Raw genomic sequence first — 21622 nt, 5'->3', positions numbered from 1 at the left:
ATCTGTCCGCTTTCTATATCCTATCTCAATTTCGGAGCACAAGAACATATGCCCAACAGCAACGTCCCTCAGGTAGCCGTCAACGACATCGGCTCCGCTGAGGATTTCCTCGCCGCGGTTGACCAGACCATCAAGTACTTCAACGATGGTGACATCGTTGAGGGCACCGTCGTGAAGGTTGACCACGACGAGGTCCTGCTTGACATCGGATACAAGACCGAGGGCGTGATCCCCTCGCGCGAGCTTTCCATCAAGCACGATGTCGATCCCGATGAGGTCGTCCAGATCGGCGACGAGATCGACGCCCTGGTCCTCACCAAGGAGGACAAGGAAGGCCGCCTGATCCTGTCCAAGAAGCGCGCCCAGTACGAGCGCGCCTGGGGCACCATCGAGCAGCTCAAGGAGAACGACGAGCCCGTCACCGGCACCGTCATCGAGGTCGTCAAGGGCGGCCTCATCCTGGACATCGGCCTGCGTGGCTTCCTGCCCGCCTCCCTGGTGGAGATGCGTCGCGTGCGCGACCTGGAGCCCTACATCGGCAGCGAGATCGAGGCCAAGATCATCGAGCTGGACAAGCACCGCAACAACGTGGTGCTCTCCCGCCGCGCCTGGCTGGAGCAGACCCAGTCCGAGGTGCGCTCCGAGTTCCTGCACCAGCTCCAGAAGGGCCAGGTGCGCAAGGGCGTGGTGTCCTCCATCGTCAACTTCGGCGCCTTCGTGGACCTCGGCGGTGTGGACGGCCTGGTGCACGTCTCCGAGCTGTCCTGGAAGCACATCGATCACCCCTCCGAGGTGGTCACCGTGGGCGATGAGGTCACCGTCGAGGTGCTGGACGTGGACCTGGACCGCGAGCGCGTGTCCCTGTCCCTGAAGGCCACCCAGGAGGATCCGTGGCGCGTGTTCGCCCGCACCCACGCCGTGGGCCAGATCGTCCCGGGCAAGGTCACCAAGCTGGTGCCCTTCGGCGCGTTCGTCCGCGTGGACGAGGGCATCGAGGGCCTGGTGCACATCTCCGAGCTGGCCCAGCGCCACGTGGACGTGCCGGACCAGGTGGTCAACGTGGGTGAGGAGGCCATGGTCAAGGTCATCGACATCGACCTGGAGCGTCGCCGTATCTCCCTGTCCCTGAAGCAGGCGGACGAGGACTTCACCGAGGACTTCGATCCCTCGAAGTACGGCATGGCCGACTCCTACGACGAGCAGGGCAACTACATCTTCCCCGAGGGCTTCGATCCGGAGACCAACGAGTGGCTCGAGGGCTACGACGAGCAGCGTCAGGCCTGGGAGGCCCGCTACGCCGAGTCCGAGCGCCGCTTCCAGCTCCACTCCGCGCAGATCGAGCGCCACCGCGCCGCCGCTGCGGAGGCCGCGGAGCAGGACGCCACGAACTACTCCTCCGAGTCCCAGGACGCAGCTCCGGCGTCCCAGGACGCGGAGGCCGGTTCCCTGGCTTCCGACGAGCAGCTCGCCGCGCTGCGCGAGAAGCTGGCCGGTAACTAATCCCTTAGTTGCCGCCTGACCGCCCGGTTTGACCGCCGGGCGGTTTTTTCATGCTCGGAATCGGGCGTTCTATGATGAAGCGCGTATGTGTCGTTTTGCGGAAAGGGGAACGCCTCATGGCTTCCACAACGGCGACGACGTCCGAGCACATCATCAAGGAAATCGGTGGTGCCGCCAACGTCTCGTCCCTGACTCACTGCGCAACCCGCTTGCGCTTTCAGCTTCACGATCAAGCTAAGGCCGACGTCGCGGCCCTCGAAAAGGACCCCGCCGTGCTCGGGGTGGTCAAGCAGGGCAGCACGGGGCTGCAGGTCATCATGGGCGGGGCCGTGGCGGACTACTACGGCGCCATCATGCGCGACCCCGCGATGGCCGGGCTGGGGGATTCGGATAAGGCCCCCGCGAAGAAGGAATACGGCGGGGTGCGCGGCAAGTACTCCTGGCTGGACTACTCCTTCGAGTTCCTCTCCGACACGTTCCGCCCGGTGCTCTGGGCGCTTTTGGGCGCCTCGCTCATCATCACCATGCTGGTGCTGGCGGATAACGCCCTGCACTGGCAGGACTTCCGCGCGCCGATGAGCGAGCAGCCGCCCACGTACCAGTTCATGCACGCCATGTGGAGGTCCGTGTTCTACTTCCTGCCCATCATGGTGGGGGCCACGGCGGCGCGTAAGCTGGGGGCCAACGAGTGGGTGGGCGCGGCGATCCCGGCCGCGCTGCTCACCCCGGAGTTCATGGGCCTCAAGGACGTGGCCCGGGAGATCCCCACCGCCGTGGAGGGCAGCGTCCAGTACCAGGTGGACGTGTTTGGGCTGCCCATGACCATCCAGGACTACGGTGGCCAGGTGTTCCCGCCGCTGCTGGCGGCCATCGCCCTGTTCTTCGTGGAAAAGGCGCTGAAGAAGATCATCCCCTCGGCGGTGCAGATGGTCTTTGTGCCGTTTATCTCCCTGCTCGTGCTGATCCCCGCCACGGCCTTCATCATGGGGCCGGTGGGCATCGGCCTGGGCAACGCCATCGCGCAGGGGCTGTTCTGGCTCAACGATCTCTCCCCGTTCATCCTGGCCGTGGTCATCCCGCTGCTGTATCCCTTCCTGGTGCCGCTGGGCCTGCACTGGCCGCTCAACGCGATCATGATCGTCAACCTCAGCACGCTGGGGTATGACTTCATCCAGGGCCCGATGGGCGCCTGGAACTTTGCCTGCTTCGGCGTGGTCACGGCCGTGCTGGTGCTCTCCCTCAAGGAGGGCAACAGGCCCATGCGGCAGGTCTCCGCGGGAGGCATGTTCGCGGGCCTGCTGGGCGGTATCTCGGAGCCCAGCCTGTACGGCGTGCTGCTGCGCTTCCGCAAGTCCTACTGGCGCCTGCTCCCGGGCTGCCTCGTGGGCGGCATCATCATGGGCATCTTCAACGTCAAGGCCTACGCCTTCGTGTTCACCTCCCTGCTCACCGTCTCCGCGATGGACCCCTGGCCGGGCTACGGCATCGGCATCGCGGCGGCCTTCGGCACCTCCTTCCTGCTCACCCTGGCGCTGGACTACCGCACCAAGGAGGAGCGCGAGGCCGTGCGCGCCCAGATCGCCGCCGAGCGCGAGGCCGCGAACGCCGAGGAGGAGCGGCGCATCGCCGCCGCGCAGCAGCCCGCCGCGGAACCCACCGGGTCCGCCGATCCCGCCCCCGAGGCAGTGCGCGTCGCCGCCCCGCTCTCGGGGCGGGTCATGCCGCTTGCCGACGTCCCGGACGAGGCCTTCGCCGCCGGGGCGGTGGGCAAGGGCGTGGGCATCGACCCGGACGGGGACACCGTGGTGGCCCCCGGTTCCGGCACGGTGATGGCGGCCTTCCCCACGGGGCACGCGGTGGGGATCAAGCTCGACGGCGGGGTTCAGGTGCTCATCCACATCGGCATCGACACCGTGAACATGGAGGGCAGGGGCTTCGAGCTCCTGGTGTCTAAGGGGGACCGGGTGGAGGCCGGGCAGCCGCTGGTGCGCTTCGATCGGGCCGCCATCGAGGCCGCCGGGTACAGCCCCGTCACCCCGGTCCTGGTGACCAACCACAAGAAGTGGGGCCCGCTTACCGAGCTGCGCGCCCCCGGCGCGGTGCGCGCGGGCGAGGCCCTCCTGGAGGTCCGGCCCAGGGTGGAGGAGCCGGCCTGATGCGCACGGTGGGGTTGACCGGCGGCATCGGCAGCGGAAAGTCCACGGTGGCCGCCCTGCTCGCCCGCGAGGGCATCCGGGTGGTGGACGCCGATCAGATCGCGCGGGACATCGTGGCCCCCGGCGAGCCCGCGCTGCGGGCGCTGGCGCAGGCCTTCGGCCCGGAGATTCTCCTGCCCGACGGCTCGCTGGATCGCCCCGGCCTCGCCGCCCGCGCCTTCGCGGACGAGCGCCACACGGCGTTGCTGAACTCCATCATGCATCCGCGCATCGAGGAGGAGACGCAGCGCCGCTTCGCGGCGGCGGAGCGCGACGGGGAGCCGGTGGTGGTGTATGACATGCCGCTGCTGGTGGACAAGGGCCTGCACCGGGGGATGGACCTCACCGTGGTGGTGGACGCGGATCCGCAGGTGCGGGTGGAGCGGCTGCGCGGCAGGGGAATCCCGGAGGAGGACGCGCGCCGCCGCATGGCCGCGCAGATCGACGACGCCACCCGCCGCGCAGCCGCGGACGTTATCATCGACAACAACGGCTCCCTGGCGGAGCTTAAGGCGCAGGTGCCGCCGCTGGTGGAGCGGCTTGTAGGATCGGGGGCACGCTAACGAGAGGAGAACGACGCATGCCCGACCGCCTGCATCATGAGAGGATCTTTATCAACCTACCGGTGGAGAGCGTCTCCGCGTCCATTCGGTTCTATCGCGCGCTGGGATTCGTGGAGAACCAGGTTTTCCGGGACGAGGCCACCGCATCCTTCGAGGTGAGCGATCATATCGTGGTCATGTTGCTGGATCGTGAGCGTTTTTCTTCCTTCCATTCGCGGGGAACGGTTCCCGCCGGGGGTGCTCGCGAGGTGCTGAACTGCCTCTCCCTGGAGTCCGCGGAGGACGTGGATGAGGTGCTGCGTCGCGCGGGCGAGGCGGGTGGGGAGATCACCCGCGGCCCCGAGGCGCAGGGACCGATGTACGGCGGGGCCTTCGACGACCCCGACGGGCACGGGTGGGAGCTTATGTGGATGGACCCGGAGGCCCTCGCCCGGATGACGTAGTGTTGTGCTATGGCTTTCGCTGCTGAGCATCCCGTTTTATCTCATACTGAGTTCCGCCCGGTGGGCGAGATCGAGCGCGCGGATAACCGCTTTGAGGTGGTCTCCGAGTACGAGCCCGCGGGCGATCAGCCCGCGGCCATCAAGGAGTTGGACGCGCGGCTGCGCAGGGGGGAGCGTGACGTGGTGCTCATGGGCGCCACGGGCACCGGCAAGTCCGCCACGGCGGCGTGGCTGATCGAGCAGCAGCAGCGCCCCACGCTGGTGATGGCCCCGAACAAGACCCTGGCCGCCCAGCTCGCCAACGAGCTGCGCCAGTTGCTGCCGAATAACGCGGTGGAGTACTTCGTGAGCTACTACGACTACTACCAGCCGGAGGCCTACATCGCGCAGACGGATACCTACATCGAGAAGGACTCCTCCATCAACGAGGACGTGGAGCGGCTGCGCCACCGCGCCACCTCCTCGCTGCTCTCGCGCCGCGACGTGGTGGTGGTCTCCTCGGTGTCCTGCATCTACGGCCTGGGCACGCCGCAGTCCTACCTGGATCGCTCGGCGGTGCTCAAGGTGGGGGAGGAGATTGAGCGGGACCGCTTCCTGCGCCTGCTGGTGGACATCCAGTACGACCGCAACGACGTCGCCCTGGCCCGGGGCTCCTTCCGGGTCAAGGGGGACACCGTGGACATCATCCCCGCCTACGAGGAGGTGGCGGTGCGGGTGGAGTTCTTCGGGGACGAGGTGGACGCCCTGTACTACATCCACCCGGTGACGGGCGAGGAGATCCGCAAGGTGGAACAATTGCGTATCTTCCCGGCGACGCATTACGTGGCGGGCCCGGAGCGCATGGAAAAGGCCGTGTCCGAGATCAAGATTGAGCTTTCCGAGCGGCTGGCGGACCTGGAGAATCGGGGCAAGTTGCTGGAGGCGCAGCGCCTGCGGATGCGCACCGAGTACGACCTCGAGATGATCGAGCAGGTGGGTTTCTGCTCCGGCATCGAGAACTATTCGCGCCACATCGACGGCCGCGAGGCCGGGTCCGCCCCGGCCACCCTCATCGACTACTTCCCGGAGGACTTCCTCACGATCATCGATGAGTCCCACGTGACCGTGCCGCAGATCGGCGGCATGTACGAGGGGGACATGTCGCGCAAGCGCAACCTGGTGGAGTTCGGCTTTCGGCTGCCCTCGGCGGTGGACAACAGGCCGCTGACCTTCGACGAGTTCGAGGATCGGGTGGGGCAGACCGTCTACATGTCCGCCACGCCCGGGGACTACGAGCTGGCGGCCTCCGGGGGCGAGTTCGTGGAGCAGGTCATCCGCCCCACGGGCCTGGTGGACCCCACCATCGACGTGCGCCCCACCAAGGGGCAGATCGACGACCTCATGGACGAGATTCGCGCGCGCACCCGAAAGGAGGAGCGCGTTTTGGTGACCACGCTGACCAAGAAGATGGCGGAGGACCTCACCGATTACTTCCTGGAAAACGGCATTAAGGTGCGGTATCTGCATTCCGATATTGACACCCTGCAGCGCGTGGAATTGCTGCGCCAATTGCGCCTGGGCGAGTTCGACGTGTTGGTGGGAATTAACCTGCTGCGCGAGGGCCTGGACCTGCCCGAGGTCTCCCTGGTGGCCATCCTCGACGCGGACAAGGAGGGCTTCCTGCGCTCCGAGCGTTCGCTGATCCAGACCATCGGCCGCGCGGCCCGCAACGTCTCCGGCTCGGTCATCATGTACGCCGACTCCGTGACGGACTCCATGCAGTACGCGCTGGACGAGACGGAGCGGCGCCGCGCCAAGCAGATCGCCTACAACGAGGAGCGCGGCATCGACCCGCAGCCGCTGCGCAAGAAGATCGCGGACATCCTGGACCAGGTCTACGAGCGCGAGGAGGGCGATGCGGGCTCGGTGGCCGCGGTGGAGCGCCCCCGGGCCAAGGACATGCCGGCCCAGGAGGTGCAGAAGCTCATCGACGACCTCACCACCCAGATGGGCGCGGCGGCCCGCGACCTGAAGTTTGAGCTGGCGGGGCGGCTGCGCGACGAGATCGCGGACCTGAAGAAGGAGCTGCGTGGTATCAAAGAGATGGGACTATAGCCCCGCGACGATGTTTTTACGATGCTCTAGGTGATCGGAGAGTCCAACATGATTAGTTACACCACCGTGGCCGCAGGCACGGACGGCTCGGATACCGCCCTGGTGGCGGTGCGCAAGGCGGCGAGCCTGGCCCGCGTGTACCAGGCCAAGCTCGTGCTCATTTGCGCCTACTACGAGGCGTCCGGCTCGGTCCTGAACTCGCCGGGCTCGGAGGCCACCTCGGTGCCCGTGGTCAGCCAGCAGCGCGCGGACGAGTACCTGGAGGAGGCCCGGGCCGTCGCCGCCGAGGAGGGCGCCGAGGACATCGAGCTGTACAAGACCTCGGGCGCGCCCATCGTGGCGCTCACGGAGGCCGCCAAGGAGAAGGAGGCGGACCTGCTGGTGCTCGGGAACAAGGGCATGCACAGCCTGTCCGGGCGGATCTTTGGCAACATCCCCACCGGGGTGGCGCGCAAGTCCCCGGTGGACGTGATGATCGTGAACACCGAGCAGGCGTAACATAGCTGTCGAGTGACGTCGAACGTTGAGGGAAGGTTCATGAGCGAGAACTATCAGAAGATCGTCGTGGGTACGGACGGCTCTAAGTCCTCCATGCTGGCGGTGGAGCGGGCGGCGAAGATCGCGGCGGCCTTTGACGCCACGCTGATCATCGGCTGCGCCTACTACGAGAACAAGGAGGAGGCGTCCCAGACGCTGCGCCAGGACTCCGTGACCATTCTTGGCGACGACCCCGCCCAGAAGAACCTGGACGCCGCGGCGCAGTTCGCGCGCGAGACGGGGGCCAAGAACGTGGAGACGGCGATCCGCCGGGGCACCCCGGTGCAGGCCCTCATGGAGATCGTGAACGAGAACCACGCGGACCTGCTCATCGTGGGCAACCGTGGTATCAACTCCCTCACCGGGCGCCTGTTGGGGTCGGTGCCGGCCGATGTGGCCCGGCAGTCCGACTGCGACGTGATGATCGTTCACACGGTGAAATAGATCATTCCACGATGGTGAGCGTCTGCGTGGCGCGGGTGACGGCCACGTAGAGGTTCTGCAGGCCCTGGGGGGAGGCCGCCACGATGGCCCGGGGGTTGACCACCACCACGTGGTCGAACTCGAGCCCCTTGATCTCGTGGACGTTATCGGGGGTAATCACGGCCCGGGAGCGGCCGTCGTCGGGGCGCGGGGGAACCTCGGTGACGCGAGCGACCGGGACGCCCGATTCCCGGATGGCGGTGGCCGGGGTGGCCTGCGGGTCGATGGAGCGCAAGACCTCGGCGGCCACCTCCATGATCTCCACCGGGGTGCGGTAGTTGACGCTCAGGCCGTGGCGGCGGAAGCGGGAGCCCACGAAGGGCTCCAGCGTCTCCGCCCAGGAGTCCACGCCCGCGGGCGAACCGGTCTGCGCGGTGTCGCCCACCAGCGTCATCCAGCGCGAGGGGCTGCGGCGGAACACCATGCGCCACTCCATCGGCGTGAGTTCCTGGGCCTCGTCCACCACCACGTGCCCGAAGGCCCAGGCGCGATCCGCCCGGGCGCGCTGGGCGGTGGTGCGGGTATCGCGCTCCTCCTGGCGGGCCGCCAGGGTCTCGGCGTCGATGACGTCGTAGGCGCCCAGGTACTCGGCCTCAAAGACCTCGTCGTTGTCCGTCACCGCCGAGCCCTGGAGGATATCCAGCGCCTCCTGGGCCTCCTCGACGCGGCTGTGCGCCGTCTCCGAGACGGAATTCTGCGGGGCGTCGCCCAGGCGGTGGGACAGCTCGTCGAGCGGGGCGGCGTCGGAGGGCGCCCAGCCCGGCTCGGGGCGCAGGAGGGCGCGGCGGGTCTCCTCGTCGTAGTCGTGGGCCGCGCGCGCGATCGCCTCGGGCGAGTCGAGCAGGCCGGAGAGCACCCCCTCCGGGGTCAGGATCGGCCAGAACCGCTCGACCAGCTCCAGCACGGCGGGCTCGTCCGCGAGGTCGTCGTGGAGCTGGTCTACGTCGGCGCGGGAGAGGAGGTTGCCCCCGCCGAGCGGGTCGCCGCCGATGACCTCGGCCATGCGCCGCGCGATCTGTTCGATGAGCTGATCCTGGAACAGCGGGCGCGCCTCGTTGTGGGGGCGGCGGGAGCGCCGGGCCCGGGTCCGGGCCTTCTTCACCATCTCCGGGGTCACCTCGAGGACGAGGGAGTCCACGCGCAGGGGCACCGCCGCCTCCGGGAGGCGCTGATGGTCCTTGACGGCCCGATCCAGGATCACCGCCATCTCCTCGGAGCCCTTGATCTCCTGGACCAGGGCGTCCTCCCGCCGGGTGGGCACCACGCCGGGGTACAGCTCGCCCACCGTGGAGAGCACCACGCCGGTCTCGCCCAGCTCGGGGAGCACGTGGGAGATGTAGTCCAGGAAGGTGCGGTTGGGGCCGAGGATGAGCACGCCGGTGCGGGCGAGTTGCTCGCGCCAGGTGTAGAGGAGGTAGGCCACGCGGTGCAGGGCCACCGCCGTCTTTCCGGTGCCGGGTCCTCCCTCCACCACGAGCACGCCCCGGGTCTCGTCGCGGATGATCTGGTCCTGCTCGCGCTGGATGGTCTCCACGATGTTGCGCATCGTGCCCGTGCGCGCCCGCTGCATGGCGTGCAGCAGGGCGGCCTCCCCGGCCACGCCGTCGCGGACGCCCTCCGCCTCGCCGGTGAGGCGCTCGTCGTCCAGCGCCGTGACCTCGCGGCCCTTGGTGCGGATGTGGCGGCGCAGGTGCACGCCCTCCGGGTGCGCGGTGGTGGCCAGGTAGAAGGGCCGGGCCATGGGGGCGCGCCAGTCCAGGAGCAGGGTGCGGTAGTGGTCGTTTCTGTCGTCGAGCCCCATGCGCCCGATGTAGCGGCGATCCATCCCAGGGGCGATGGGGTTGTCCCCCTCGCCCTCGATGTCGATGCGCCCGAACACCAGCCCCAACTGGGCGAGGTTGAGGCGGTCGATCTTGGCGTTGAGGGAGTGGTACTCGGTCTCGCGCTGCACCAGCGCCTCCGCCTTGGGGTAGGCGGGGTCGATGTTCATGGAGATCTCTCGCAGGCGCTCGTTGGCCTGGGTTACCTCGGCGTCGAGGCGCGCGAACAGGCCGTCCACGTAGTCCTGTTCGCGGCGGATTTCCTCGCTCTCGTGCACGCACGTCCTCCTTGCTCGTATGGAACAGCCAAGGTTACACCGGGGGAGGAGGACGGCGCCGGGAGGCGGTGCTGAGGTGCTTAGAACTCGAAGTTCTTGAGCTTCTTCTGGGCCTTCTTCGCGGCCTTGGCGGCGCGCTTCTGCAGCTTGGTGGCCTTCTTGCTGTTGGCGGCGGCCTCGGCCTTGTCCTGGGCCTTGGCGGCGGCCTTGACCACGCGCTTCTTGGCGGCGTCGGCGTTCTCGCGGGCGGCGGCCAGCCAGTCGTCCTTGTTCTCCTCCACGTAGCTCTTCAGCGCGGAGCCGTTCTCCTCCACGTAGCCCTTGAGCGCGGAGCCGCCCTGGTTGGCGGAGGTGGTGGCGGACTTGACGGCCTCGGAGGCGCGGTAGCTCAGGCCGGGCTTGCCGCCGTTGTCCAGGCTGGTGATGGTCAGCCCGCCGAGCAGCGCCACGTCGGTGAGGAAGCCGTTGCGGCGGGCGCTCTTCTCCGTCTCGTCCTGGGTCTCCCAGAAGGCGTGGCGCCCCACGATGGTGGGCACGGCCAGCACGGCGAGGGTGGTGGCGGAGAGGCGGGGCAGCTTGCCCAGCGCGAGCAGGGAGCCGGCGCCGACCTTCAGGCCGCCCACGGTGCGGGCCACCAGCTCGGGGTCCTGGGGCACCTTGCGCGCGTACTTGCGCGGCAGCAGGGAACGGGTGCGGTTGAGCACGGACTCGGTGGAGTCCACGTGCTTGGCCGTGTTCATCAGGGTATCCGCACCATCGGCCACATACACCGAGGCCAGGGCGGGGCGGGCGAGTTTGCGGATCATTGCGCTCACTCCTTTTGCTATGAGATATAGGTACGAATAGCCAGTCTAGCGCGCTCTTACCAGCGTCGTTCCCACCACACCTGCAGGTGCGGCCGCTCCTCTCCGAGCATGGTGGCCGCCCCGTGCCCCGGGTGCACGAGGGCGGAGTCCTCGTAGACGTCGAAGATCCTGGTGGTGACGTCCTTGTACAGGCGGGCAAAGTCACTCTCGGAGGTGGTCTTGCCCAGGCCGCCGGGAAAGAGGCTGTCACCGACGAAGAGGTGGGTGTACCCGCCGAAGGTGGCGCTCACGGCGGCCCCACCGGGGGTGTGGCCGCGCAGGATGGTCACGGGAAGCTCGTGACCGGCGTGGACGATGGTGTCGCCGTGGTGCAGCTCCACGTCCACCGGGCTGGGCAGCGCCGGGGCGTCGAGGAAGGGCGCGTAGTGGGTGGCTCCGGTGGCCTTGAGCACCTCCGGCAGCGCCCGGGTGTGATCCTTGTGCCGGTGGGTGGTGAGCACCTTGGTGATGCGCACCCCGGCCCGGCGGGCCATCTCCAGCAGCGCGGGGGCGTCGTCCGCGGCGTCGATGAGCAGGCCCTCGCCCTCGGCGCTCAGGAGGTAGCAGTTGTTGTCCATGCTGGACACGGAGATCTGGTGCATGCGCAGTTCGCTCATGCCCACAGAGTAGTAGCACAGCGTGGTAGCGCTGGCGCGGCCGCGCGTATCGTTGGTATGTTCGAGTGTTGTCATGAACATGCGGTGGAAGGATGGGACACGCTGTGGCTGATCGCCTGGTCGTTCGGGGTGCGCGCGAGCACAATCTCAAGGGCGTGGACGTGGACCTGCCCAGGGAGGCGATGGTGGTGTTCACCGGGCTCTCCGGCTCGGGCAAGTCCTCCCTGGCCTTTGACACCATCTTCGCGGAGGGCCAGCGCCGGTACATCGAGTCGCTCTCGAGCTACGCCCGCATGTTCCTGGGCCAGATGGACAAGCCCGACGTGGACATGATCGAGGGCCTGTCCCCGGCGGTGTCCATCGACCAGAAGTCCACCAACCGCAACCCGCGCTCCACGGTGGGCACCATCACGGAGATCTACGACTACCTCCGCCTGCTGTTCTCCCGGGCCGGCACTGCGCACTGCCCCACCTGCGACGCCCCGGTGCAGCGCCAGACTCCGCAGCAGATCGTGGATCAGGTGCTCGACCACGAGGAGGGGATGAAGTTCCAGGTCCTCGCCCCGGTGGTGCGCCGCCGCAAGGGCGAGTTCGTGGACCTGTTCGAGGACATCGCGGCCCAGGGCTACTCCCGCGTGCGGGTGGACGGCAAGGTTTACCCGCTGAGCGATCCGCCCACCCTGAAGAAGCAGATCAAGCACGACATCGACGTGGTGGTGGACCGCCTCCAGGTCAAGGCCTCGCAGAAGCAGCGCCTCACGGAGTCCGTGGAGACGGCCCTGGGGCTGGCCGAGGGCGTGGTGGCCATCGAGTTCGTGGGCCTGGACGAGGACGATCCCCGGCGGGTGCGTCGATTCTCGGAGAAGCTCGCGTGCCCCAACGGCCACGCCCTGCACGTGGAGGAGCTGGAGCCGCGCGCCTTCTCCTTCAACAGCCCGTTCGGCGCGTGCCCGGAGTGCGACGGCCTGGGTACCACCATCGAGATCGACGAGGACCTGCTGATCCCGGACCCCGAGGCCCCCGTGGAGCAGGCGGTGCAGCCCTGGCACACCAGCCCCAACCACAAGTACTTCGAAAAGCTCGTGGCGGCGCTGGCGGGGACGATGGGCTTCCACCCCAAGGACCCGTACTCGGCGCTGACCAAGGAGCAGCGCAAGGCCCTCATCCACGGCACCTCCACCGAGGTGACGGTGCGATACAAGAACCGCTACGGGCGGATGCGGCAGTGGACGGCCCCCTTCGAGGGCGTGATGGGCTACCTCAAGCGCAAGATGGACCAGGCGGAGACGGAGAACCAGAAGGAACGCCTCCTGGCCTACACCCGCCAGGTGGCCTGCCCCGCCTGCAAGGGGGCGCGCCTGCGCCCGGAGATCCTGGCGGTGCGCCTGGCTTCGGAGTCCGGCGAGCTGTCCATCGCGGGGCTCACGGAGCTGAGCATCCAGGACGCCTTTACGTTCCTGGACACCCTGGTGCTGGGCAGGCGCGAGGAGATGATCGCAGGGGCGGTGCTCAAGGAGATCCAGGCTCGCCTGCGCTTCCTGCTCGACGTCGGGCTGAACTACCTCACGCTCAATCGCTCGGCCGGCACCCTCTCCGGCGGCGAGGCCCAGCGCATCCGCCTGGCCACGCAGATCGGCTCCGGCCTGGCGGGCGTGCTCTACGTGCTCGACGAGCCCTCCATCGGCCTGCACCAGCGCGATAACCAGCGCCTGATCGGCACCCTGGAGCGCCTGCGAGACCTGGGCAACACCCTCATCGTGGTGGAGCACGACGAGGACACGATCCGCGCCGCCGATTGGCTGGTGGACGTGGGCCCGCGCGCGGGCGAGTACGGCGGCGAGGTGGTCTACCAGGGCACCCCCGAGGGCGTGGCGGACTGCGAGGAGTCCCTTACCGGGGCGTATCTCTCCGGCCGCCGCGTCATCGGCGTGCCGGAGCGGCGCCGCGAGGTGGATCGCTCCCGCGTGCTCAAGGTCGTGGGCGCCCGGGAGAATAACCTCAAGGGGATCAACGTGGAGATCCCGCTGGGCGTGCTGGCCTGCGTGACCGGGGTGTCCGGCTCCGGAAAGTCCACCCTGGTCAACCAGATCCTGGCCAAGGTGCTGGCCAACGAGCTCAATCGCGCGCGGCAGGTGCCCGGGCGGGCGCGCCGCGTGGAGGGCCTGGAGCACCTGGACAAGCTGGTGCAGGTGGATCAGTCGCCCATCGGGCGCACGCCGCGCTCCAACCCGGCCACCTACACGGGGGTGTTTGACAAGATCCGCAAGCTCTTCGCGGAGACCCCGGAGGCCAAGGTGCGCGGGTACAAGGCCGGGCGCTTCTCCTTCAACATCAAGGGCGGGCGCTGCGAGGCGTGCCAGGGAGACGGCACGATCAAGATCGAGATGAACTTCCTGCCGGACGTCTACGTGCCCTGCGAGACCTGCGGCGGCGCGCGGTATAACCGCGAGACCCTCGAGGTGACGTACAAGGGGAAGAACATCGCGGAGGTGCTCGACATGCCCATCTCCGAGGCCGCCGTGTTCTTCGAATCCATCGGCTCCATTCACCGCTACCTGGACACCCTGGTGGAGGTCGGCCTGGGGTACGTGCGCCTCGGGCAGTCCGCCACCACGCTCTCCGGCGGCGAGGCGCAGCGCGTGAAGCTCGCCAGCGAGCTGCAGAAGCGTTCCAACGGCCGCACCGTGTACATCCTGGACGAGCCCACCACGGGCCTGCACTTCGAGGACATCCGCAAGCTGCTGCTGGTGATCCAGGGCCTGGTGGACAAGGGCAACTCCGTGATTGTGATCGAGCACAACCTGGACGTGATCAAGTCCGCCGACTGGATCGTGGACATGGGCCCGGAGGGCGGCGACGGCGGCGGCCGCGTGGTGGCGCAGGGGACCCCGGAGCAGGTGGCGGCCGTGGAGGGCACCCATACTGGGCATTTCCTCAAGCCTCTGCTCCGAGGATAGGATGAGGCGTTCCCAAGAAGGAGGCCTTACACCGTGAGTCGATGCCGCATCCTCGGCGCGTTCGTCATCGCGAGCACCCTTTGCGCTTCGTGCAGCACCGGCACCGCCGATACCTCGGCTGCCTCGGTGCAGCCGCGCCCCGTGGCGAGCGCCGAAGGGGCTGAGAGGGCCGAGCGTGCCGAGCGCGTCGAGCCCACGGCGGGCGTGGGTCGCCCCGAGGCCCCCGGCTCGGACGGGATCGGGCGGGAGCTGCGGCGCATCGTGGACGGCGCGGCGGCCCACCACGGCGGCCGGGCGGGCATGGCGGTGGTCTCCGACGGCAAGGTCTATTCCGCCGGGGACCCGGGCCACAGCGCCGCGTGGTCCACCATCAAGGTGCCCATCGCCATCGCGGCGTACAAGGCGGGCACGGCGGACGAGGACGCGGCCCGCGCGGCCATCACCTACTCCGATAACGACGCCTCCGTGGAGCTGTGGAACTCCCTGGGCGGCACCCGGGAGGCGGGTGCGGCGGTGCAGGAGGTGCTCTCCGCCGCGGGCGATCCCACGGACGTGGCGCGCCAGTGGGGCCACAGCGGCGACCGGGTCTCCTTCGGCGAGGTGTCCTGGCCGCTGAGCGGGCAGGCGCTCTTCGCCTCCCACGTGCGCTGCATCGAGGGAGCGCAGCCGGTGGTGGACCTGATGGGGGAGATCGCGGAGGACCACAAGTACGGCCTGGGCCTGCTCAAGGGCTCCGCCTTCAAGGGCGGGTGGGGCCCGGACGACGAGGGCGTGTTTACCATGCGGCAGCTGGGCGTGGTGGACGGGGTGGGCATCACCATGTACGTGCACCCGGAGGATGACACGGAGTCGGGCGGCAGGGCCATGCTGGACGACATGGCGCGCGGGCTGCGCGAGCTGCTGGCCGAGGGCGCGCTGCGGGGCGGCGGTTCCTGCTGATTTTGCGCGGGCGTGGCCTCCTGCTATAGTGGCAGGCACTACCGCCCGGAGCATTGTTGCTCGGGCCGCAAGAGGAGATCATCCCACCTTATGCCGCCTCGTCGAGGCAGGTTACAGGTTATGCCACGCGGTTGCGTGGACGTAATGTTCTCCTGCACGGTCACGCGCCGTGCAGGTTTTTCATTGGGTATGTATATCCAAATGTGGTGCGGTACGAATACACTATTTACCCTGCTACTTGAGGAGTACACATCAGCGCTGAAGCTCGCATTAATGAGCGAATCCGAGTTCCCGAGGTTCGCCTCGTCGGCCCCGGCGGGGAACAGGTAGGCATTGTCCGTACTGATGACGCCCGCAAGTTGGCCTACGAAGCCGACCTGGACCTCGTTGAGGTCGCTCCGAAGGCCAAGCCTCCGGTTTGCAAGATCATGGACTACGGAAAGTACCGGTACGAGCAGGACCAGAAGGCCCGCGAGTCGCGCCGGAACCAGCAGCAGACTGTAGTCAAAGAGCAGAAGTTTCGTCCCAAGATCGACGATCACGATTACGAGACGAAGAAGGGTAACGTAGTCCGGTTCCTGGAGAAGGGCTCCAAGGTCAAGGTAACCATCATGTTCCGTGGCCGCGAGCAGTCCCGTCCGGAGCTAGGGTTCCGCTTGCTGGATCGGTTGGCCCAGGACGTCGCAGAGGTGGGCGTCGTGGAAATGAAACCCAAGCAGGACGGCCGGAACATGACGATGGTTCTGGGTCCGGTCCGCAAGGGTAAGAAGTAAGACACACGTTAATTTCAGGGATTGTAAGGATCGAGCCATGAAGCAGAAGACCCACAAGGGCACCGCTAAGCGCATCAAGAAGACCGGCACCGGCAAGCTGCGCCGCGAGCAGGCCGGCCGCCGCCACCTGCTCGAGGGCAAGCCCTCCACGCGGACCCGTCGCCTCAAGGGCACGGTCGATGTGGCAAAGCCGGACACCAAGCGCGTGAAGCGTCTCCTCGGCCAGGCCTAATTAGGCCGTCTGTCCCACATCACCCAACGAGATTTGAAAGAAGAGTATTACCGTGGCACGTGTTAAGCGGTCAGTTAACGCCAAGAAGAAGCGTCGCGAAATCCTGAATTCCGCCAAGGGGTACCGCGGCCAGCGCTCCCGCCTTTACCGCAAGGCCAAGGAGCAGTGGCTGCACTCCATGACCTACTCTTACCGGGATCGCCGCGCCCGCAAGCGCGAGTTCCGTAATCTGTGGATCCAGCGCATCAACGCCGCCGCCCGCATGAACGGCATCACCTACAACCGCCTGATCCAGGGCCTGAAGCTGGCCGAGATCGAGGTGGATCGCAAGATCCTGGCGGAGTTGGCCGTGAATGACTTTGCCACCTTCTCCGCCATCTGCGAGAAGGCCAAGGCCGCCCTGCCGGAGGACGTCAACGCCCCCAAGGCTAAGGCCGCCTAAGGCGTCTCCCGCGCCATGTTTGATCCCCGCCGCCCTGCAGGGCTGCGGGGATTGGTCTATGGTGGGGCCTTATGGTTTCCCCGAGCGATCACTACCCGAGCCATCAGTATCTGGGCTCCCCGGCAGATCGGACGCCGCTTTTCGAGCCGCAGCGCTCGTACATCGTCGCGGCGCTCCTGGCGTTCTTCCTGGGCCAGTTTGGCGTGCACAACTTCTACATCGGGTACCGCAAGAGGGCGATCACGCAGCTTGCCCTGTACGTCGTGGGCTGGGTGCTTTCGTTCGTGCTCATCGGCATCCCCATCGTCATCGCCGTGCACATCTGGTCCTTCGTGGACTTCGTGCTGATCCTGCTGCGCGCTGGCTCCTACGCCACGGACCCCCACGGGCGCGAGCTGGTCTAACCGCCGCCACGTCCTCCGGGTACGGTGGTGGGCATGGCTTGTGACTTTTCGGCTCCCTTCACGGAGCGCACCCCGCGCATCGTCGCGGCGGCAAAACTACACCGCGCCGCGGCGCGCCGTAAGGCAAGGGCCTTCCTGGTCGAGGGGGAAAACGCCGTGGAGGCGGCGGTGACCACGGGGGCCGCCCGGGACGTGTACGTGACGGAGCAGGCGGCCCGGCGCTGCGCGCAGATCGTCACCTCCGCGCAGTACCTGAGCGTGCACGTCCACGCGATCAGCGACAAGGCCGCGCGCTCCCTCTCGGACACGGTGACCACCCCCGGGATCTTCGCGGTGTGCGAGCCGGTGCTGTGGCCCATGAAGCGCGCCCTGGCCGGCTCGCCCACGCTGGTCTCCGTGCCCGTGAACACCTCGGACCCCGGCAACGCCGGGACCCTCATCCGGGTCTCGGACGCCATGGGGGCGGACGCCGTGCTGTTCGCCGGGGAGACGGTGGACCCCCAGGGGCCCAAGGTGGTGCGCTCCTCGGCGGGCTCCCTCTTTCACCTCCCGGTGGTGCGGGAGACCAACACGGAGGCGGTGCTGCAGTCGCTGCGGGGCCGGGGGCTACAGATCCTCGCCACCGCGGCCGACGGCGAGGTGGACCTGGACGACGCCGCCGAGCTGCTGGCGGCCCCCACGGCCTGGCTCTTTGGCAACGAGGCGCACGGGCTGGGGGACGCCCTCCTCGGGCAGGCGGATCACCGGGTGCGTATCCCCATCCGGGGCCGGGCGGAGTCGCTGAATCTGGCCACGGCGGCGTCGATCTGCCTTTACGAGTCCGCGCGCACGCAGGGCCGGGCAGCGGGATAAACTGAGTTGGTCCTTTCCGAGATACAGAAGGCAGGAAGAAAACACGGTGGTTGAGCAACAATCCGATCATTCCGGGATCACGGAGGAATCCCTGCACCGCGCCGCGCAGGCCGCGCAGGCGGCCTTTGCGGCGGCCAAGGATCTGGAGGACCTCGCCCGGGCCCGCCGGGAGCACCTTTCGGAGAGCGCCCCGATCCTGCAGGCCCGCCGCGCGCTGGGCTCCTTGCCCAAGGCGCTGCGCAAGGACGCGGGCCGCATGGTGAACCAGGCGCGGGGCGCGGTGGAAAAGCGCTACGCGGAGGTCAAGGAGGTCCTGGAGCGCGAGCACGCGGAGGCCGTCCTGCGGCAGGAGACGGTGGACGTCACGGTGCCCACCACCCGCCACCAGGCGGGCGCGCTGCACCCCATTACCACGCTGAGCGAGTCCATCGCGGATATCTTCGTGGGCATGGGCTGGGAGGTCGCGGACGGCCCCGAGGTGGAGGCCGAATACTTCAACTTCGACGCCCTGAACTTCATCCCGGATCACCCCGCCCGCACGCTGCAGGACACGTTTTACGTGGGGGCGCGGGACTCCCGCCAGGTGCTGCGCACCCACACCTCGCCGGTGCAGGTGCGCACCATGCTCGACCGCGAGGCGCCGCTGTACATCGCCTGCCCCGGCAGGGTCTTTCGCACCGACGAGCTGGACGCCACCCACACCCCGGTGTTTCACCAGGTGGAGGGGCTGGCGGTGGACCGTGGGCTGACGATGGCCCACCTGCGCGGGACCCTGGACCACCTGGCACGGGAGCTGTTCGGCCCCGGCACCCGCACCCGCATGCGCACCAACTACTTCCCCTTCACCGAGCCCTCCGCCGAGGTGGACGTGTGGTTCCCGAACAAGAAGGGGGGCGCGGGCTGGATCGAGTGGGGCGGCTGCGGGATGGTCAACCCCAACGTGCTGCGCGCGGTGGGCGTGGACCCCCAGGAGTACTCCGGTTTTGCTTTTGGCATGGGGCTCGAGCGCACCCTGCAATTCCGCAACGGGTTGTCGGACATGCGCGACATGGTCGAAGGCGATATCCGTTTCACCCTGCCCTTTGGTATTCAGGCCTAAAGCTCCAAGGAGATCCCGTGCTTATTTCCCAAAACCTCATTACCCGTCAGCTCTCCCGGCATAACCCCGGGTGGTCCGTGAGCCCGGAGGAGCTGGACTCCGGCTTCGTGCGCGTGGGCTTTGAAACGGAGGGCTACGCGCCCCGCCCGGTGACCACCGGCCCCCTCGTGGTGGGGCGGGTGGAGCACATCGAGGAGCTCACCGGCTTTAAAAAGCCCATCCGCTACTGCCAGGTGAACGTGGGGCAGGCCAACGGCACCGGCGAGCCCCAGGGCATCATCTGCGGGGCCAGGAACTTCCGGGAGGGCTCCCTGGTGGCGGTGTCCCTGCCGGGGGCCGAGCTGCCCGGCGGGTTTAAGATCGCTGCCCGCAAGACCTACGATCATATCTCCAACGGCATGCTCTGCTCGGCCACGGAGCTGGGGCTCACGGACAAGCCCACCGACGGCATCATCCTGCTCGACGAGGGCGAGCCCGGCGAGGACGCCCGCCCGCTGCTGGGACTTGACGACGTGATCTTTGACGTCAACGTCACCCCGGATCGCGGCTACGCTCTGAGCGTGCGCGGCCTGACCCGCGAGCTGGCCTCCGCCTTTGACCTGCGCTACGAGGACCCGGCGGGCGCCTCCGCCCTGAGCCCCGAGGGGGAGTGCCTTGCCGTGAGCGTGGAGGAGGACACCAAGGCGCGTCGCTTTGGGCTGCGCAAGGTCAGCGGGGTCGATCCCGCCGCGCGCTCGCCGTTCTGGCTCCAGCGCGAGCTGATGGCCTTCGGGGCGCGCCCGGTCAACGCCGCCACGGACGTGACCAACTACGTGATGTTCCTGCTGGGCCAGCCCATGCACGCCTTCGACGCCGGGATGATCTCCGGCGGGCTCACGGTGCGGCGGGCCCGGGCGGGGGAGACGCTGACCACCCTGGATCACGCGGAGCGAGAGCTGGACCCGGAGGACGTGGTGATCTGCGACGATTCCGGCATCCAGTCGCTCGCCGGGGTGATGGGCGGGGCGACCTCGGAGATCGGGGAGGGGACCACCGAGGTCTACTTCGAGGCGGCCACCTGGGACCCGCTCACGGTGGCGCGCACGAGCCGCCGCCACAAGCTCAGCTCGGAGGCCTCTCGGCGCTTCGAGCGCGGCGTCGATCCCGCCCTGGTGGAGCCCGCCCTGGACCTGGCCTGCGAGCTGCTGGTGAGCATCGCCGGGGGCACGGCGGAGAACACCCGGACGCTGGTGGGGGAGGTCCCCGCCATGCCGGAGATCCGCATGGCCCCCTCCCGCCCGGCGCGCGTGGCCGGGGTGGAGTACCCGGAGGAGACCGTGGTGGGGCGCCTGCGCGAGGTCGGCTGCGCGGTGGAGCGCCGCGACGAGGATCTGCTGGTCACCCCTCCCACCTGGCGCGGGGATCTCACGATGGACGCGGACCTGGTGGAGGAGGTGCTGCGCCTGGAGGGTTTGGAAGACATTCCCTCCATCCTGCCCACCCCCAGGGGCGGGCGCGGCCTGACGCGGGCGCAGCGCAGGCGCCGGGCGATCGGCCACGCGTTGGCCTACCACGGCTACGCGGAGATCCTGCCCTCCCCGTTCATGGCGGCCGAGGTCCTGGATACGTGGGGCGTGGAGGGGGAGGACCCCCGGCGCGCCACCGTGGCGGTGCGCAATCCCCTGGAGTCCGATCACGCGGTGCTCGCCACCACGCTCCTGCCCGCCATGCTGGAGGCGGTGGGCCGCAACGCCGCGCGCGGTCGCGCGGACCTGAGCCTGTTTGGTGTGCAGCAGGTGGCGTTCCGCCGGGGCGAGCGCACCCCCATGCCCTCGGTGGCGGCGCGCCCCTCCGAGGAGGAGCTGCGGGAGGTCGTAGACAGCCTGCCCGCGCAGCCCCTGCACGTGGCCACCGTGGGCGGCGGTCAGATCGAGTACGCCGGCCCCTGGGGGGAGGGCCGGGCCTACAGCTACGCGGACGCCATCGAGTCCGCCCGCGTGGTGGCACGCGCGGCGGGGGTGGAGCTGGAGGTGCGCCAGGGCCAGCAGCGGCCGTGGCATCCGGGCCGGTGCGCGGCCCTCGTGGCCGAGGGGCGCGTGGTGGGCCACGCCGGGGAGCTGCACCCGCAGGTCCTCGAGGCGATGGGCCTGCCGCCGCGCCTGTGCGCGATGGAGCTGGACGTGACGGCCCTGCCCCTGACCCAGGACGCCCCGGCCCCGGTGCTGTCCGCCTTCCCGGCCCTGCACCAGGACATCGCGCTGGTGGTGGACGAGTCCGTGGCGGTCAGCGACGTGCGCGCGGCCCTGGTGGAGGGGGCGGGCGAGCTGCTGGAGGACGTGCGGCTCTTCGACGTGTACCGCGCGCAGGCCGTGGGGGAGGGCAAGAAGTCCCTGACCTTCTCGCTGCTCTTCCGCGCCTTCGACCGCACGCTGACGGACGCTGAGGCCAACGAGGCCCGCCTGGCGGCCGCGGCGCGCGCGGAGGAGCGCTGGGGGGCGCGCCTGCGCGGTTAGCGGGTAAAAGCCGGGTAAAAGCAAGGCCCCGGGTGCCCGGGGTCTTCTTTCCGGCCC

The 21622-nt window shown here is 68.5% G+C and carries 19 protein-coding genes; 16 read left to right on the top strand and 3 right to left on the bottom strand.

All coding sequences use genetic code 11. The annotated features are described in order from the left end of the window. The first annotated feature begins 48 nt into the window (after positions 1-48). The 7 genes from rpsA (at position 49) to B140_RS0106700 (ending at position 7776) form a co-directional block, all read left to right on the top strand. Complete coding sequence (rpsA, locus tag B140_RS0106730) at positions 49-1500, top strand: 30S ribosomal protein S1 (protein WP_018118595.1); 1452 nt, start codon at positions 49-51, stop codon at positions 1498-1500. Positions 1501-1616: 116 nt separating this feature from the next. Continuing rightward, positions 1617-3656: a glucose PTS transporter subunit IIA gene (locus tag B140_RS0106725; protein WP_040426203.1), complete on the top strand. Its 2040-nt coding sequence runs from the start codon at positions 1617-1619 to the stop codon at positions 3654-3656. Then, a complete protein-coding gene (coaE, locus tag B140_RS0106720) occupies positions 3656-4258 on the top strand; it encodes a dephospho-CoA kinase (RefSeq protein WP_018118593.1) in 603 nt (200 codons plus the stop codon). Before B140_RS0106725 ends, coaE begins: the two co-directional genes overlap by 1 nt. A 17-nt stretch (positions 4259-4275) precedes the next feature. Next, a complete protein-coding gene (locus B140_RS0106715; RefSeq protein ID WP_018118592.1) occupies positions 4276-4701 on the top strand; it encodes a VOC family protein in 426 nt (141 codons plus the stop codon). 9 nt (positions 4702-4710) lie between these two features. Continuing rightward, complete coding sequence (uvrB, locus tag B140_RS0106710) at positions 4711-6795, top strand: excinuclease ABC subunit UvrB (protein ID WP_026166083.1); 2085 nt, start codon at positions 4711-4713, stop codon at positions 6793-6795. 30 nt (positions 6796-6825) lie between these two features. Then, positions 6826-7293 (top strand): universal stress protein, encoded by a 468-nt coding sequence (locus tag B140_RS0106705; RefSeq protein WP_018118590.1) that lies wholly within the window; start codon positions 6826-6828, stop codon positions 7291-7293. A gap of 39 nt (positions 7294-7332) precedes the next feature. After that, positions 7333-7776, top strand: coding sequence for a universal stress protein (locus tag B140_RS0106700; RefSeq protein WP_018118589.1), 444 nt, complete (start codon positions 7333-7335; stop codon positions 7774-7776). Position 7777: 1 nt separating this feature from the next. On the opposite strand, the gene B140_RS0106695 is transcribed toward B140_RS0106700, so the two are convergent. From B140_RS0106695 to B140_RS0106685, 3 genes are all read right to left on the bottom strand, one after another. Further along, positions 7778-9913, bottom strand: a complete 2136-nt coding sequence (locus B140_RS0106695; protein ID WP_018118588.1) for a HelD family protein — start codon at positions 9911-9913, stop codon at positions 7778-7780. Positions 9914-9993: 80 nt separating this feature from the next. Next, entirely contained in the window at positions 9994-10719 is a 726-nt protein-coding gene (locus tag B140_RS0106690) for a DoxX family protein (RefSeq protein ID WP_018118587.1), read from the bottom strand. A gap of 56 nt (positions 10720-10775) precedes the next feature. Then, positions 10776-11375 (bottom strand): MBL fold metallo-hydrolase, encoded by a 600-nt coding sequence (locus B140_RS0106685; protein WP_040426233.1) that lies wholly within the window; start codon positions 11373-11375, stop codon positions 10776-10778. A 104-nt stretch (positions 11376-11479) separates the two neighbouring features. Here B140_RS0106685 and uvrA point away from each other — a divergent pair, with 104 nt between their 5' ends. From uvrA to pheT, 9 genes are all read left to right on the top strand, one after another. Then, positions 11480-14332, top strand: a complete 2853-nt coding sequence (gene uvrA / locus B140_RS0106680) for an excinuclease ABC subunit UvrA (RefSeq protein WP_018118585.1) — start codon at positions 11480-11482, stop codon at positions 14330-14332. Between the two features lie 33 nt (positions 14333-14365). Beyond that, positions 14366-15271: a serine hydrolase gene (locus B140_RS12165; RefSeq protein ID WP_018118584.1), complete on the top strand. Its 906-nt coding sequence runs from the start codon at positions 14366-14368 to the stop codon at positions 15269-15271. A 269-nt stretch (positions 15272-15540) separates the two neighbouring features. Further along, on the top strand, positions 15541-16044 hold the full coding sequence (infC, locus tag B140_RS0106670) for a translation initiation factor IF-3 (RefSeq protein ID WP_236881075.1): 504 nt from the start codon (positions 15541-15543) through the stop codon (positions 16042-16044). A 37-nt stretch (positions 16045-16081) separates the two neighbouring features. After that, on the top strand, positions 16082-16276 hold the full coding sequence (gene rpmI / locus B140_RS0106665; RefSeq protein WP_018118582.1) for a 50S ribosomal protein L35: 195 nt from the start codon (positions 16082-16084) through the stop codon (positions 16274-16276). Between the two features lie 52 nt (positions 16277-16328). Then, positions 16329-16718, top strand: coding sequence for a 50S ribosomal protein L20 (rplT, locus tag B140_RS0106660; RefSeq protein WP_018118581.1), 390 nt, complete (start codon positions 16329-16331; stop codon positions 16716-16718). Between the two features lie 71 nt (positions 16719-16789). Next, positions 16790-17122, top strand: a complete 333-nt coding sequence (locus B140_RS0106655) for a TM2 domain-containing protein (protein ID WP_018118580.1) — start codon at positions 16790-16792, stop codon at positions 17120-17122. 33 nt (positions 17123-17155) lie between these two features. Continuing rightward, complete coding sequence (locus tag B140_RS0106650; RefSeq protein WP_026166080.1) at positions 17156-17974, top strand: TrmH family RNA methyltransferase; 819 nt, start codon at positions 17156-17158, stop codon at positions 17972-17974. Positions 17975-18020: 46 nt separating this feature from the next. Then, positions 18021-19073: a phenylalanine--tRNA ligase subunit alpha gene (gene pheS / locus B140_RS0106645; protein ID WP_018118578.1), complete on the top strand. Its 1053-nt coding sequence runs from the start codon at positions 18021-18023 to the stop codon at positions 19071-19073. A 17-nt stretch (positions 19074-19090) separates the two neighbouring features. Further along, on the top strand, positions 19091-21565 hold the full coding sequence (gene pheT, locus B140_RS0106640) for a phenylalanine--tRNA ligase subunit beta (protein WP_018118577.1): 2475 nt from the start codon (positions 19091-19093) through the stop codon (positions 21563-21565). Positions 21566-21622: the final 57 nt, after the last annotated feature.

Origin of the sequence: Corynebacterium mastitidis DSM 44356 (genome assembly GCF_000375365.1) — a bacterium.
GTDB lineage: Bacteria > Actinomycetota > Actinomycetes > Mycobacteriales > Mycobacteriaceae > Corynebacterium > Corynebacterium mastitidis.
Note: the sequence above shows the minus strand (reverse complement) of the source record. Positions and strands in the feature narration are given on the sequence as shown.

What these genes read in the sequence shown, in the direction of transcription:
- rpmI (WP_018118582.1), top strand. Translation starts at nt 16,082, where the DNA reads ATGAAGCAGAAGACCCACAAGGGCACCGCTAAGCGCATCAAGAAGACC.
- B140_RS0106715 (WP_018118592.1), top strand. Translation starts at nt 4,276, where the DNA reads ATGCCCGACCGCCTGCATCATGAGAGGATCTTTATCAACCTACCGGTG.
- B140_RS0106655 (WP_018118580.1), top strand. Translation starts at nt 16,790, where the DNA reads ATGGTTTCCCCGAGCGATCACTACCCGAGCCATCAGTATCTGGGCTCC.
- B140_RS0106685 (WP_040426233.1), bottom strand. Translation starts at nt 11,375, where the DNA reads ATGAGCGAACTGCGCATGCACCAGATCTCCGTGTCCAGCATGGACAAC.
- rpsA (WP_018118595.1), top strand. Translation starts at nt 49, where the DNA reads ATGCCCAACAGCAACGTCCCTCAGGTAGCCGTCAACGACATCGGCTCC.
- uvrB (WP_026166083.1), top strand. Translation starts at nt 4,711, where the DNA reads ATGGCTTTCGCTGCTGAGCATCCCGTTTTATCTCATACTGAGTTCCGC.
- B140_RS0106725 (WP_040426203.1), top strand. Translation starts at nt 1,617, where the DNA reads ATGGCTTCCACAACGGCGACGACGTCCGAGCACATCATCAAGGAAATC.
- B140_RS0106700 (WP_018118589.1), top strand. Translation starts at nt 7,333, where the DNA reads ATGAGCGAGAACTATCAGAAGATCGTCGTGGGTACGGACGGCTCTAAG.
- B140_RS0106650 (WP_026166080.1), top strand. Translation starts at nt 17,156, where the DNA reads ATGGCTTGTGACTTTTCGGCTCCCTTCACGGAGCGCACCCCGCGCATC.
- coaE (WP_018118593.1), top strand. Translation starts at nt 3,656, where the DNA reads ATGCGCACGGTGGGGTTGACCGGCGGCATCGGCAGCGGAAAGTCCACG.
- B140_RS0106690 (WP_018118587.1), bottom strand. Translation starts at nt 10,719, where the DNA reads ATGATCCGCAAACTCGCCCGCCCCGCCCTGGCCTCGGTGTATGTGGCC.